General features: G+C 69.2%; 14 protein-coding genes. 9 read left to right on the top strand and 5 right to left on the bottom strand.

Annotated elements, in window-relative coordinates; all coding sequences use genetic code 11:
* Positions 1 to 57: 57 nt before the first annotated feature.
* The 4 genes from ACIBGM_RS21760 to ACIBGM_RS21745 all read right to left on the bottom strand — a co-directional run bounded on the left by ACIBGM_RS21760 (position 58) and on the right by ACIBGM_RS21745 (position 3,338).
* Entirely contained in the window at positions 58 to 390 is a 333-nt protein-coding gene (locus ACIBGM_RS21760) for a hypothetical protein (protein WP_360534055.1), read from the bottom strand.
* Entirely contained in the window at positions 387 to 980 is a 594-nt protein-coding gene (locus tag ACIBGM_RS21755) for a hypothetical protein (protein ID WP_360534052.1), read from the bottom strand. Before ACIBGM_RS21755 ends, ACIBGM_RS21760 begins: the two co-directional genes overlap by 4 nt.
* Before the next feature lie 157 nt (positions 981 to 1,137).
* Positions 1,138 to 2,739, bottom strand: a complete 1,602-nt coding sequence (locus ACIBGM_RS21750; protein WP_360534049.1) for a DHA2 family efflux MFS transporter permease subunit — start codon at positions 2,737 to 2,739, stop codon at positions 1,138 to 1,140.
* A complete protein-coding gene (locus ACIBGM_RS21745) occupies positions 2,736 to 3,338 on the bottom strand; it encodes a MarR family transcriptional regulator (RefSeq protein WP_360534046.1) in 603 nt (200 codons plus the stop codon). Before ACIBGM_RS21745 ends, ACIBGM_RS21750 begins: the two co-directional genes overlap by 4 nt.
* A gap of 155 nt (positions 3,339 to 3,493) precedes the next feature.
* On the opposite strand from ACIBGM_RS21745, the gene ACIBGM_RS21740 reads away from it, so the two are divergent.
* From ACIBGM_RS21740 to ACIBGM_RS21705, 8 genes are all read left to right on the top strand, one after another.
* Positions 3,494 to 4,222 carry an SDR family oxidoreductase gene (locus ACIBGM_RS21740; RefSeq protein WP_360534043.1) on the top strand — a complete coding sequence of 243 codons (729 nt, stop codon included), beginning with the start codon at positions 3,494 to 3,496 and terminating at the stop codon, positions 4,220 to 4,222.
* Between the two features lie 52 nt (positions 4,223 to 4,274).
* Positions 4,275 to 5,222, top strand: coding sequence for an ATP-binding cassette domain-containing protein (locus ACIBGM_RS21735; RefSeq protein ID WP_360534040.1), 948 nt, complete (start codon positions 4,275 to 4,277; stop codon positions 5,220 to 5,222).
* Positions 5,222 to 6,004 carry an ABC transporter permease gene (locus tag ACIBGM_RS21730; RefSeq protein WP_360534037.1) on the top strand — a complete coding sequence of 261 codons (783 nt, stop codon included), beginning with the start codon at positions 5,222 to 5,224 and terminating at the stop codon, positions 6,002 to 6,004. Before ACIBGM_RS21735 ends, ACIBGM_RS21730 begins: the two co-directional genes overlap by 1 nt.
* The gene (locus tag ACIBGM_RS21725) at positions 6,004 to 6,807 is read left to right on the top strand and encodes an ABC transporter permease (protein ID WP_360534034.1); all 804 of its coding nucleotides are present in this window, start codon (positions 6,004 to 6,006) and stop codon (positions 6,805 to 6,807) included. Before ACIBGM_RS21730 ends, ACIBGM_RS21725 begins: the two co-directional genes overlap by 1 nt.
* A gap of 62 nt (positions 6,808 to 6,869) precedes the next feature.
* Positions 6,870 to 7,610 (top strand): hypothetical protein, encoded by a 741-nt coding sequence (locus ACIBGM_RS21720; protein ID WP_360534032.1) that lies wholly within the window; start codon positions 6,870 to 6,872, stop codon positions 7,608 to 7,610.
* Positions 7,611 to 7,716: 106 nt separating this feature from the next.
* Positions 7,717 to 9,060, top strand: a complete 1,344-nt coding sequence (locus ACIBGM_RS21715) for an extracellular solute-binding protein (protein ID WP_360534029.1) — start codon at positions 7,717 to 7,719, stop codon at positions 9,058 to 9,060.
* A complete protein-coding gene (locus ACIBGM_RS21710; protein ID WP_360534026.1) occupies positions 9,057 to 9,935 on the top strand; it encodes a sugar ABC transporter permease in 879 nt (292 codons plus the stop codon). Before ACIBGM_RS21715 ends, ACIBGM_RS21710 begins: the two co-directional genes overlap by 4 nt.
* On the top strand, positions 9,932 to 10,738 hold the full coding sequence (locus ACIBGM_RS21705) for a carbohydrate ABC transporter permease (RefSeq protein WP_360534023.1): 807 nt from the start codon (positions 9,932 to 9,934) through the stop codon (positions 10,736 to 10,738). The genes ACIBGM_RS21710 and ACIBGM_RS21705 overlap by 4 nt, the downstream gene beginning before the upstream one ends.
* Here the strand turns inward: ACIBGM_RS21705 and ACIBGM_RS21700 are convergent, their stop codons facing one another.
* The gene (locus tag ACIBGM_RS21700) at positions 10,739 to 11,179 is read right to left on the bottom strand and encodes a MarR family transcriptional regulator (protein WP_360534020.1); all 441 of its coding nucleotides are present in this window, start codon (positions 11,177 to 11,179) and stop codon (positions 10,739 to 10,741) included.
* Positions 11,180 to 11,318: 139 nt separating this feature from the next.
* On the opposite strand from ACIBGM_RS21700, the gene ACIBGM_RS21695 reads away from it, so the two are divergent.
* Entirely contained in the window at positions 11,319 to 12,782 is a 1,464-nt protein-coding gene (locus tag ACIBGM_RS21695; protein ID WP_360534017.1) for an MFS transporter, read from the top strand.
* Positions 12,783 to 12,791 lie beyond the last annotated feature (9 nt).

Here is a 12,791-nt window from a genome sequence, read left to right as displayed (position 1 = left end):
TAGGCGTGCTGCCCGCGGTCGAAACAGTAGGTGCCGATCAGGGTCAGCCGGCCCGGCCTAGAGCGCCGGACTGTCCTTGCCCTTCGCGGCCTTGCCGCTGCCGGTCTGGGGGCGCTCGCCGGCGTTGACGGTGCGTGGATTCTGGCCTGGACCGGCCTGCGGAACCGCGGCGGCCCGGAAGCTGGCCGCCAGGTCGCCCGACAGGGCGGTCGAAGGCCGGGCGCTCGGAGCAGCGACCGCGGCGGCGCTGTGCGCGACCCGGGTCAGGGCCTCTGGCGAGACGGAGCTGTTCGCTCCGATCCCGGGGCCGCCTTCGCGGAACGTCGCCTGGTCACGCAGGGCGGACCGGAGATTCCTCCGGGCCGTGACCTCGGGTGCTGCTGTCGTCATGTCCCCTCCTCGTTGAGGTAGACCGCATAGTGAATCCCGACCGACACGGACAAGGGATCCTTTCTCGGTTTGTTGCTGTACAGGTGGATCTCGGCGCCCGGCGGGGTCCAGACCGCGAGGTGGCGGCGGTCGAGACCTGCACCGGGTGCCCACTCATCGACGAAATCCGACCCACTGTCGGTTCCCGCGTACGCCGGTTCGCCCCAGTGCCGGCGGGCCAGGTCGAACTTGGCCGGCCAGTTCTGGTCCAGGCCGGCCTCCGCGGCGGCCATGTCGGCCCGGCCGATCTCGAAGGCGATCCAGCCGCTGAACGGGCTGTGCGGCAGGATCTGGTCGTCGTACACGGCCATCTCGGTGTTGCGCCTGGTGAGGAAGCCCCAGCCGTCGAGCAGGTCGTCGATGACGGTCTTGCGGTCGATCGGCCACGGTTTCCAGCCGGTCGCGGACTTGACCCGGCGGATCAGCTTCCGCACCGGGACACCGCCGGTCGCGCCCAGGTGCGGACCGGCGACCCGCCGCCAGTCGCGAACCTCGGCCAGGTCGGCCATCGCGCGGTCGTCGTCGTCCAACGGCCGGTCGAGTGTTTTCATCCCCAGACTGTTCCCGTCTACGCGGCACTCTGCCAGGGCAACCTAGGGCTCCGCAGGGTCACGACAGGCCTTTGTCTCACACCGCAGTACAGGCCGGTCACCAACGCGAAGTGCCCCACCGGTTTCCCGGTGGGGCACTTCGTTCCTATGGCCGCCGTCAGTGCATCGCGGCGGCTGTGGAACTCTCCACGGACTCGTCCGGCTTGGCGCCGTCGGAGCGGCCGGCAAGCCGCTGCTCCGGGGTGACCACCGCGATGATCAGCGCGATCACCAGGAACGGCAGCGAGACCAGGAAGACGTCGTCCATCGCCTGGACCAGACCCTGCAGGGCCCAGCCCTTCATCGGCTGCTGCAGGGCGTGCAGCGCGTCGACGCTGTTGGCCGCCTTGGCCAGCCCGTCGACCATCGACTGCGTCGCGTGCGGGACGATGTCGGTCAGGTGCTCCTTCAGCCGGCTGGTGAGGACCGCGCCGTACACCGCCGTGCCGATCGCGCCACCCATCGAGCGGAAGAAAGTCATCGTCGAGGTCGCGCTGCCCATGTGCTGCCGGGGCACGCTGTTCTGCGCCGCGGTGACGGTGATCTGCATCGACAGGCCCAGGCCGGCGCCCATCACGAACATGTAGATCGCCAGCTGCCAGTACGGCGTGGTCATGCTGAGCGTGGACAGCAGCACCATCGCGCCGCCGACCAGCACCGCGGAGATGATCGGGAACGCCTTGTACCGGCCGTTCTTGCTCATCAGCTGGCCGCTCGGGATCGAGGCGGAGAAGATGCCGACGATCATCGGCAGCAGCGCCAGCCCGGACCGGGTCGGCGACATGTCCTTGACCGCCTGCAGGTACAGCGGCAGGAAGATCAGCGCGCCGAACATCGCGAAGCCGAGCAGGAACGCGTACCCCGCGTACCCGGAGAAGATCCGGCCCTTGAACAGGTCCATCGGGATGATCGGCTCGGCCACCTTCAGCTCGACGAAGACGAACGCGACGGCCAGTACGACGGCCGCGGCCAGCAGCGCGATCGTGGTGGTGTCGCCCCAGCCGTAGGTCGGGCCGCTCCACGAGATCGCCAGCAGCAGCGTGGTGACCGCGCCGGTGATCACGGCGGCGCCGAGGTAGTCGATCTTGTGCGACCGCCGCACGTGCGGCAGCTTCAGCACGGCGGCGACGATGCCCAGGGCAACCAGGCCGATCGGCAGGTTGATCCAGAAGATCCAGCGCCAGCCCGGGCCGTCGGTGAGCAGGCCGCCGAGCAGCGGGCCGGCCACCGAGGACAGGCCGAAGACGGCGCCGAAGTACCCCATGTACTTACCGCGCTCGCGGGGCGGGATCACGTCGCCGATGGTGGCGAAGGCCAGCGACATCAGGCCGCCGGCGCCGAGACCCTGGACGGCCCGGAAGCCGATCAGCATCTCGATGTTCTGCGCCATCGCGGACAGCACCGAGCCGGCCAGGAAGGTGACGATCGCCGCGATGAACAGCGGGCGGCGGCCGTAGAGGTCGGAGATCTTGCCCCACAGCGGGGTGGAGGCGGTCGAGGTCAGCAGGTACGCGGTGACCACCCAGGACAGCTTGTCCAGGCTGTTGAACTCGCTGACGATCTGCGGCAGTGCGGTCCCGACGATGCTCTGGTCGAGCGCGGCCAGGAACATGCCCGCCATCAGGCCGCCGAGGACGACCAGGATCTGCTTGTGGGACAGGTAGTTCGGGGCGTCGTCAGGCGCAGCGCCGCCGGTGGTGGCGGGCTCGGTGGTGCTCATCTGGTGCTCTCCAGGTTCTTCTCGGTGTTCTCGCGGGCGGCGGGGTCCCCACGGGGCGCGAGGTCTTCGGTACGGCGGTCCGCCGCGGCCGGCCGGATCCGTGGGGCGACGGCGGCCCAGCCCTTGTCGGCCCAGGCGCGGTTGTCGGCGCCGGTGTCGGTCAGGTTCGCGACACCGTCGGCGAACCGGGTCATCAACCGCTCGAACGTCAGCACATCGTCCTCGGACCAGCCCTCCATGGCCGCGCTGAGCAGCTCCATCCGGCGGCGCGCGCCGGCCTCCCACTGCTCGATGCCCTGCTCGGTCAGCTCGACCCGGAACGCGCGGCCGTCATCCGGGTCGGGGGAGCGGCGGACCAGCCCGAGCTGCTCCAGCGATCGGACGTGCCGGCTCGTGGTGGAGGCGTCGAGCTCCATCCGGGCGGCCAGGTCGGACAACCGCAGGGCGCCGCTGCAGCGCAGCACGAACAGGACCACGTGGGCGCTGTGGTCGAGCGTGTCGCCGGGCTGCTTGCCCTTCAGGCGCCGGCCGACCCTGGTGAACGCGTGCAGCACACCCTCGATCGGGGTCTGCGGAGAGTACGCGTCGTTTACTTGCATGCTGCAAGCATATACATGCTTGCGTGATGCATGCAAATGAGTTTCCAAGGATCCTGACTGAGTCGCCACTCATTTGCTCTCCGTCGCGGGCTGGTCACTGATCGCAGTGGAGGAGAATCTGCGGACACGTACTCGACGTCGGAGAGGTGGCTTTTGTGACGCAGGTGGCAGTGGTGACCGGTGGCGGTTCGGGGCTCGGCCGGGAGATGGCGCTCGCGCTGGCGGCCGCCGGCTTCGAGGTGATCATCACGGGACGGACCGAGGCGAAGCTCCAGGAAACCGCCGCGGCGGCGAGTGGGCGGGTCGTGCCTGCGGTGCTGGACGTTGCCGACGGTGCCGCGGTGCGCGGCCTGTTCGGTGGGCTCGAGCGGGTCGACGTACTGGTGAACAACGCGGGGACGGGTGCGCCGGCCGCGCCGGTGCAGGACGTCAGCGAGGAGGACTGGCGGCGAGTGGTGGACACCAACCTGACCGGCTCGTTCCTGTGTGCGCAGGCGGCGTTCGCGCTGATGCTGCGACAGGATCCGAAGGGTGGCCGGATCATCAACAACGGGTCGATCTCCGCGCACGTGCCGCGCCCGCATGGGATCGCGTACACCGCCAGCAAGCACGCGATCAGCGGCCTGACCAAGGGCCTGGAGCTGGAAGGCCGGGGGCACGGGATCACCGCCTGCCAGATCGACATCGGCAACGCCGCCACCCCGATGACCGAACGGATGGGGCAGGGCGTGCTGCAGGCGGACGGGTCGATCGCGCCCGAGCCGACGTTCGACCCGAAGGTCGTCGCGGACTTCGTGGTCCGGATCGCGCAGCTGCCGACGTCGGTCGCCGTACCGGCGCTCACCGTGATGGCCGCCGGGATGCGGTACGTCGGTCGCGGCTGATTGCGCCCAAAACAACAAGAAACTGTCGGGAGGCGGGACTAGGGTCGAAGCCGTGAGTGAGCAACGGGAGTCCCTGGTCCACGTCCGCGGGCTGCGGAAGTCGTACGGCGACTTCGAGGCGGTGCGCGGGATCGAGCTGGACGTGTGGCGCGGGGAGGCGTTCGGGTTCCTCGGGCCGAACGGCGCGGGCAAGTCGTCGACGATGCGGATGATCGGCGCAGTCTCGCCGGCCAGCGGCGGCACGTTGCGGATCCTCGGCATGGACCCGGCGGCCGAGGGCCCGTCGATCCGGGCCCGGCTGGGCGTCTGCCCGCAGGACGACACCCTCGACACCGAGCTGACCGTCCGGGAGAACCTGGTCATCTACGGGCGGTACTTCGGTCTCAGCCGGGCCGAGTGCCGGCTGCGGGCCGACGAGCTGCTCGAGTTCGTCGCGCTGACCGACAAGGCGAAGGTCAAGGTCGACGAGCTGTCCGGCGGCATGAAGCGGCGGCTGACCATCGCCCGGTCGCTGGTCAGCAAGCCCGACCTGCTGCTGCTCGACGAGCCGACGACCGGCCTCGACCCACAGGCCCGGCACCTGCTCTGGGACAAGCTGTTCCGGCTCAAGCAGGCCGGCGTGACGCTGATCATCACCACGCACTACATGGACGAGGCCGAGCAGCTCTGCGACCGGCTGGTGGTGATGGACGGCGGCCTGATCGCAGCCGAAGGCTCGCCGGCCCAGCTGATCAGGGACTACTCGACCCGCGAGGTGACCGAGCTGCGCTTCGGCCCCGAGGTGATGCAGTCGGACCACGACGCGCTCGCCGAGAAGGTGGAGGACCTGGCCCAGCGCATCGAGGTGCTGCCGGACCGCCTGCTGCTCTACACCGACGACGGTGAGCGCGCGGTCGCCGCCGTCCACGAGCGCGGCCTCGAGCCGGCAGCAGTTCTGGTACGGCGCTCCACCCTGGAGGACGTGTTCCTGCGGCTCACCGGCCGGACGCTGGTGGACTGATGGCCCTCGCACTGGAGAACGGGCGACGCCAGTTCGACTACTGGCTGACCGTCTACAAACGCACCTGGAAGGGCACGCTGGTCAGCAGCTTCCTGCTGCCGCTGCTCTACCTGGCCGCGATGGGGATCGGGCTCGGGTCCTTCGTGGACAGCAACGGGACCGGCGCGCTGGGCGGCGTCAGCTACCTGCAGTACATCGCGCCCGGGCTGCTCGCCTCGACCGGACTGCAGATCGCCGTCGGCGAGGCGACGTACCCGGTGATGAGCGGGTTGAAGTGGCAGAAGTTCTACCACTCGATGATCGCGACGCCGCTGCGCCCGGCGGATGTCGTCTACGGGCAGCTCACGTTCATCGCGTTCCGGGTGACCAGCACCTGCCTGGTGTTCCTGCTGGTGATCGCCGCGTTCGGCGGGCTGGAGTCGCCGCTGGGCCTGCTCGGTCTGCCGGTCGCGGTGCTGGTCGGGATGGCGGCTGCCGCTCCGGTGGCGGCGTACGCGACCAAGCTGGAGAACGACGCGGGCTTCGCGATGATCTTCCGGTTCGGTGTGGTCCCGGCGTTCCTGTTCTCGGGTGCGTTCTTCCCGGTGTCGCAGCTGCCCGACTGGATCGAGTGGCTCGCCTACGTCAGCCCGCTGTGGCACGGCGTCGAGCTGTCTCGCGACCTCAGCCTGGGCACGGTCGATCCTTGGATGGCGCTGCTCAACGTCGGGTACCTGCTCGCCTGGTTCGTGGTCGGCACGTGGCTCGCAGTCCGCGGCTTCACCCGGAAGCTGGTGGGCTGATGGCGACACTGACGACGCGGGTCGTCCCGGTCCCGCTGCGGCTCGGCGGCGGCCGGCACATCGTGGAGCGCAACTTCGTGATGTACCGGCGGTCCTGGATCGTCTTCCTGTCCGGCTTCTTCGAGCCCGTGTTCTACCTGCTGTCGATCGGCATCGGGGTCGCCCAGCTGGTCGGCGACTTCACGCTGTCCGACGGCACGACGATCGGGTACGCCGCCTTCGTCGCGCCGGCGATGCTGGCCAGTTCGGCGATGAACGGCGCGGTCTTCGACTCGACGTACAACATCTTCTTCCGGATGAAGTACGCCAAGCTCTACGACTCGATGCTGGCGACGCCGCTGCGGCCGTGGGACGTCGCGACCGGTGAGGTGACCTGGGCGCTGCTCCGCGGAGCCTGCTACTCGGCGATGTTCATCCTCGTCATGCTCGGGATGGGCCTGGTGTCGTCGTGGTGGGCGCTGCTCGCGCTGCCGGCCTCGGTGCTGATCGGGTTCGCCTTCGCCGGCGCCGGGATGGCCCTGACCACGTTCATGCGCAGCTGGCAGGACTTCGAGTTCGTGCAGTTGGCGATCATCCCGATGTTCCTGTTCTCGGCCACCTTCTACCCGGTCGAGACCTACCCGCCGGCGATCCGCTGGCTGGTCGAGATCACCCCGCTCTACCAGGGCGTGGTCCTCGAGCGAGCCTTCACCACCGGTGTCGTCGGCTGGTCCCTCCTCCTCAACGCCCTCTACCTCGCGGCCATGGGCACCCTCGGCATGTACGTCGCCTCCCGCCGCCTGGGCAAGCTCCTGCTCAAGTAGCGCACGGTAACGAACCGGAACCGGTGTGTTTATGCCGGCGTCGGATTGGCATGATCCGGCGAGTGAGGAATCCGATGGGGGTGTTGCGGCGGCGGGCCGAGTTGAAGGCGCCGCGGGAGCGGTTGCCGGGCGGGCGGCGGCGGTGGATCAGGTCGTCGATGGACTGGATGGTCGCTGAGTTCGGGCGTGAGGTCCTGCTCCGGCCGATCGTGGTGCCGTCCGAGCTGATCCCGGCCGGGTACGACGGCAGCGTCGCAGCCGCGGCGGGGTTGTGTGCGCGGGTCGCCGAGCGGATGGACCTGCCGGCAGAGCAGTGCGCGCTCAGCTTCGGGCTCGTCGCGGACGGCGTCCGGCGACCGGCGTACCGAGGAGTGGTGAAGGAACCGTCCGGCCGGTGGATCCGCGGTGCCGAGCGCAACGAGATCCAGCTCGCGCCCGCGTTGGCCGCCGACCCGGTCGCCTTGGTTGCGATCTTCGCCCACGAGGCCGGTCACGAGTTGCTGCTCGGCGCCGGCCGGATCTCGTTCCTGCACCGCCCCGACCACGAGTCGCTGACCGACCTGCTCACCGTGTTCTACGGACTCGGGATCTTCACGGCCAACGCGGCGTACGAACGTCGCCCCAGGCTGAACGGCCGCGGCAAGCAGCCACTGGCTCGTGGCTACCTTCGCGAGCAGGCCCTGTCCGAGGCCCTCGCCTACTACGCCCGGCTCCGCGGCGAACGCCACCCGACCTGGGACCGCCACCTCGACCCACCCGTCCGCCGAGTCATGCGCAACCACCTCGCAGTCCTGCACAAATGATCGGCGCGTGAGCAGTCGCCGCCGTAGGGTGAGGAGGACAACGCGCGGGTATTGATCGGTCTGACCGGCAACGGGTATGGGTACCCGCTGAACTGAGGAGTTCGACGTGTTGAAGACGATCGTCGCCGCCTCCGCGGCCTTGTTGCTCACGGCTACCGCCTGTGCGCCGGGATCCGACAGCCCGAGCGGGAGCACCAGCGCGCCGAGCACGGTGAAGACGGATGCCGCCGCGCTCGGCGAGGTCCAGTTGACGGTCTGGGACCAGGAGGTCCGCGGCGGTCAGGCGGCCCAGATGGCCGAGCTGGTCAAGCAGTTCCAGGCGAAGTACCCGAACATCAAGGTCAACCGGGTCTCCCGCTCGTTCGACGACCTGAAGACCACGTTGCGGCTGGCGCTGTCCGGCAACAACGCGCCGGACGTCGTCCAGGCCAACAACGGCCGCTCGGACATGGGCGAGTTCGTCAAGGCCGGTCAGCTCGTGCCGCTGGACGAGTGGGCGAAGGCCTACAACTGGGGCAGCCGCTACCCGGACTCGGTGCTGCAGTACTCGCGCTACTCCGCCGACGGCAAGACGTTCGGCGAGGGCAACCTGTACGGGTTGCCGCAGGTCGGCGAGGTGGTCGGGCTCTACTACAACAAGGAGAAGCTGACCAAGCTCGGCGTCCAGCCGCCGAAGACATGGGCCGAGTTCGAGGACGCGCTGGCCAAGGCGAAGGCGGCCGGCGAGGTGCCGATGCAGTTCGGCAACCTGGACAAGTGGCCGGCCATCCACGTGTTCGGCACCGTGCAGGACCACTTCGTGCCGGCCGACCAGATCACCACGCTCGCGTTCGGCCGTCCGGGCGCGTCCTGGAACACGCCGGAGAACACCAAGGCCGCCGAGGGTCTGGTGTCGTGGGTGGACAAGGGCTACTTCAACCAGGGCTTCAACGGGCAGGGGTACGACCCGGCCTGGCAGGACTTCGGCAAGGGGAACGGGGTGTTCCTGATCGCCGGCACCTGGCTGCAGGCCGACCTGCAGAAGGCGCTCGGCGACAAGGTCGGCTTCATGCTGCCGCCGGGTGAGTCGGCCGATGCCAAGCCGGTGGTGACCGGTGGCACCGGCCTTCCGTTCGCGATCACCAACAAGGCGAAGAACGCGGACGCGGCCGCGGCGTACATCAACTTCATCACCAGCCCGGACGCGATGAAGGTCCTCACCAGCACCGGCAACCTGCCGATCGCCGACACCTCGGCCCAGCAGGCGCCGCCCGGCCTGGCCAGCGACATCTTCAGCAGCTTCGGTACGGCGGTCAGCAAGGAGGCAATGGTTCCGTACCTGGACTACGCGACCCCGACCATGTACGACACCATCGGCGCCGCGCTGCAGGACCTGCTGGCGAAGAAGGCGACCCCGCAACAGTTCCTGACCACGCTGGAGACCGACTACAGCAAGTTCGCCGGCAAGTGAGCTCACCGCCCGGCGAGCCGCGCCGGATCGGGTACCTCTACATCCTGCCGGCACTGCTCGTGTACGGCGCGTTCCTGCTCTACCCGCTGGTCCGGTCGGTGCACCTGTCGCTGTTCGAGTGGGACGGGATCACGCTCGGGAAGTTCGTTGGCCTGAGCAACTACGCGGACGTGGTCCGGGACGCCGGGCTGCGGGCCGCGTTCGGGCACGCGCTGGTGCTGATCGTCTTCTACGCGGTGCTTCCGGTGCTGATCGGGCTCGCGCTGGCCTCGGTGCTGCAGCGCGCCAGGGTCCGGGGACTCGGCTTCTTCCGGACCGTCGTGTTCCTGCCGCAGGTGATCGCGATGGTCGTGGTGGCCTTCGCCTGGCGGCACATCTACGCTCCCGACGGCCCACTGAACGACGTACTGCGAGCCGTCGGGCTGGGCGGGCTCGCGCGGGGCTGGCTGGGGGACTACACGTTCGCCCTGCCGGCGGTCGGCGTGATCGGGACGTGGTTCGAGACCGGACTGGTGACCGTGCTGCTGCTGGCCGGGATGTCGCGGATTCCCCGCGAGCGCTACGAGGCCGCGCGGCTGGACGGCGCCGGTCCGGTGGCGGAGTTCTTCGCGGTGGTGCTGCCCGCGGTCCGGGGCGAGATCGCGGTCGCGGTGACGTTGACGGTGATCGCGGCGCTGCGGACCTTCGACCTGGTCTACATCACCACGAGCGGCGGTCCCGGGACGTCCACCAGCGTCCCGTCGTACGAGGTCTACCACCGGGCCTTCGAGCTCGGCCAGGTCGGTTCGGCGGCGGCGATCGGGGTGTGCCTGACGATCCTGATCTTCGTGATCACGCTCGGCGTCAACCGGCTGGCAGATCGGAGTACGGCGTGAGGGCCTCGGCGGCCGAGCGGATCGGGAATTACGCGCTGCTGACCGTGTTCGGGTTGTTCGCGCTCGGCCCGATCGTGACGATCCTGGTCGCCGCGCTCGGCCCGGACGACGCCGGCGGCGGGACGAGCGGGTTCGGGAACTTCGGCGAGGCGTGGCAGATCGGCCACTTCGGCACCTACCTGCGGATGAGCGTCGCGGTGTCGGTGACGGTCGTGGTGGCCAGCGTGCTGCTGTCGATCCTGAGCGGGTACGCGTTCGGCACGATGCGGTTCCGCGGGGCCGGAGTGCTGTTCTACCTGTTCCTGCTCGGGATCATGATGCCGACCGAGGCGATCGTCGTACCGCTGTACTTCGATCTGCGCACGCTCGGCCTGACCGACACCTTCTGGGCTGTCGCGCTCCCGCAGGTCGCGCAGTCCGTTGCCTTCGGCACCTTCTGGATGCGGGCGTACTTCCGGTCCGCGTCCCGGTCGCTGGTGGAGGCCGCGCGGCTGGACGGCGCCGGGCACTGGCGGACGCTGTGGCAGGTGCTGGTGCCGCCGGCCCGGCCCGCGCTGGTGACGCTGATCGTGCTGGTGTTCATGTGGACGTGGAACGAGTTCCTGATCCCGCTGGTGATGGTCACGAGCGAGTCCTTACGTACGGCGCCGTTGGGCCTGGCCTTCTTCTCCGGGCAGTACACGTCCGGGTTCACCTTGCTGGCTGCCGGTGCGGTGATCGTCGGCACGCCGGTCGTGCTCGTCTACGCCTTCCTGCAGCGCCACTTCATCGCGGGCATGCTGGAAGGCGCCGTACGGGAGTGATCAGAGCGGCTGGCAGCTCTTGACCAGCGGCGCGTGCAGGCGCTCGGCGAGGACGCGGCGCTGGGTCGGCTGCGCCTCGGTCTGACGGAGCAGGCCCTCCTCGGTGAGCCGGACGTTCACGGCCCGGCGGTCCTCGGGGCACATGTGCCGCTCGACCAGGCCGGCCGTCTCCAGCCGGCCGATCACGCGGGACAGCGCGCTCTGGCTCAGGTGCACGGACTTGGCGATCGTGGCCACCTTGGCCGACTGCTCCGGCAGCTCGGCGAGCCGCTCGAGCACCTCGTACTCACTCATGCCCAGCGAGTGGTCGGTCTGCAGCGCCCGGTCGAGGGCGCAGGTCAGGTCGGCGTGGCGGGCCAGCAGCTCGCGCCACTCCCTGACATCGGTGCTGACATCGGCGCGGGTCTCACCAGGACCTGCGCTGACCTTCGTGGCGGTCATGGAGGCGACGTTATCATGCATGCGCAATCTATGCAAGCGCATTTAATGCCTAGACATTAGATGCATGTGCATGGAATAGTCTCCCCTCGTGACACAGACAACGCACACCCCATCACCAGCCGATACTGCGCCGGCTCGCATGACCTGGGACGCGCGCCTCTGGGGCGCCCTCCTGGTGGTCTGCGGCGTGATCTTCCTCGACGGCCTGGACGTGTCCATGGTCGGTATGTCCCTGCCGTCCATCGGCGCCGACCTGGGCGTCCCGCTCTCCTCCCTGCAGTGGGTGGTCACCGGCTACGTGCTCGGGTACGGCGGCCTGCTGCTGCTCGGCGGCCGCGCCGCCGACCTGCTCGGCCGCCGCCGGGTGTTCCTGATCGCCCTCGGCGTGTTCGCCGTGGTCTCGATGCTGAGCTCACTGGCCACCAGCCCCGAACTGCTCATCGCCGCGCGGTTCGTGAAGGGTGTCGCCGCCGCGTTCACCGCCCCGGCCGCCCTGTCCATCATCACCACGACCTTCCACGAGGGCCCGGACCGCAACCGCGCCCTCAGCATCTTCACCACCTGCGCCGCCAGCGGCTTCTCGATGGGCCTGATCCTGGGTGGCGCGCTGACCGAGGTCGGCTGGCGCTGGACCTTCCTGATGCCCGGCCCGGTCGCCCTGATCGTGCTGCTGTTCGCGATCAAGCTGATCCCGAACAGCCCGCGCGACAACGCCGCCGGCGGGTACGACATCCCCGGCGCGATCACCGTCACGGCCGGCATGCTGTCGCTGGTCTACGCGGTCGTCGGCGCCGAGCACGCCGGCTGGGTCTCGGTGCAGACCATCGGGATGTTCGCGCTGGCCGTCGTACTGCTGGCTGGGTTCGTCGCGATCGAGCTCCGGTCGAAGCACCCGCTGGTCCGGCTCGGCATCCTGCGCAACGCCTCGCTGCGGCGGGCGAACCTGGCCATCCTGACCGTGTTCGGCTCGTACGTCGCCTTCCAGCTGATCGGCACGCTGTACCTGCAGAACCTGCTCGGCTGGTCGTCCTTCGAGACCGCGCTGGCCTTCCTGCCGGCCGGCCTGCTGGTGGCCACGCTGTCGCCGAACGCCGGCAAGCTGGCGGACCGGTTCGGGACCGAGACGATGATCATCACCGCGATGGCGCTGTTCGTCGCCGGATACGCGCTGTCGCTGCGGATCGGCCCGGAGGCGGCGTACTTCTCGACGGTGTTCCCGACCATCATGCTGCTCGGCCTCGGGTTCGCGATCGGGTTCCCGGCGCTGAACATCCAGGCGGTGTCCGGTGTCCCGGACCACGAGCAGGGACTGGCCTCCGGGCTGTTCAACACGTCGAACCAGGTCGGCGGCGCAGTGGTCCTCGCGATCGTGACCGCGGTGATCAGCAGCCAGTCGGTGGGCGTGACCACGCCGGCCGGGATGCTGTCGGCGTACAAGCCGGGTCTGGCCGTCGTGACCGGCATCTCCGCGCTCGGTCTGCTGATCGCGCTGACCGGTCTGCGGGGGCTGCGGGCTCGCCGGGAGGCTGAGGCAGTCGAGGCGGCTGAGCTGGCCGCCGTACAGAAGGAACTGGCCGAGGAGGAGATGACCCCGGCCGCGTGACAACAACCA

The sequence above is a fragment of the Kribbella sp. NPDC050470 genome (assembly GCF_044458365.1).
Taxonomy (GTDB): Bacteria; Actinomycetota; Actinomycetes; order Propionibacteriales; family Kribbellaceae; genus Kribbella.
Note: the sequence above shows the minus strand (reverse complement) of the source record. Positions and strands in the feature narration are given on the sequence as shown.

Coding starts and splice junctions, on each gene's coding strand:
- ACIBGM_RS21730 (WP_360534037.1), top strand. CDS start 5,222: ATGGCCCTCGCACTGGAGAACGGGCGACGCCAGTTCGACTACTGGCTG.
- ACIBGM_RS21750 (WP_360534049.1), bottom strand. CDS start 2,739: ATGAGCACCACCGAGCCCGCCACCACCGGCGGCGCTGCGCCTGACGAC.
- ACIBGM_RS21760 (WP_360534055.1), bottom strand. CDS start 390: ATGACGACAGCAGCACCCGAGGTCACGGCCCGGAGGAATCTCCGGTCC.
- ACIBGM_RS21725 (WP_360534034.1), top strand. CDS start 6,004: ATGGCGACACTGACGACGCGGGTCGTCCCGGTCCCGCTGCGGCTCGGC.
- ACIBGM_RS21700 (WP_360534020.1), bottom strand. CDS start 11,179: ATGACCGCCACGAAGGTCAGCGCAGGTCCTGGTGAGACCCGCGCCGAT.
- ACIBGM_RS21755 (WP_360534052.1), bottom strand. CDS start 980: ATGAAAACACTCGACCGGCCGTTGGACGACGACGACCGCGCGATGGCC.
- ACIBGM_RS21745 (WP_360534046.1), bottom strand. CDS start 3,338: ATGCAAGTAAACGACGCGTACTCTCCGCAGACCCCGATCGAGGGTGTG.
- ACIBGM_RS21695 (WP_360534017.1), top strand. CDS start 11,319: ATGACCTGGGACGCGCGCCTCTGGGGCGCCCTCCTGGTGGTCTGCGGC.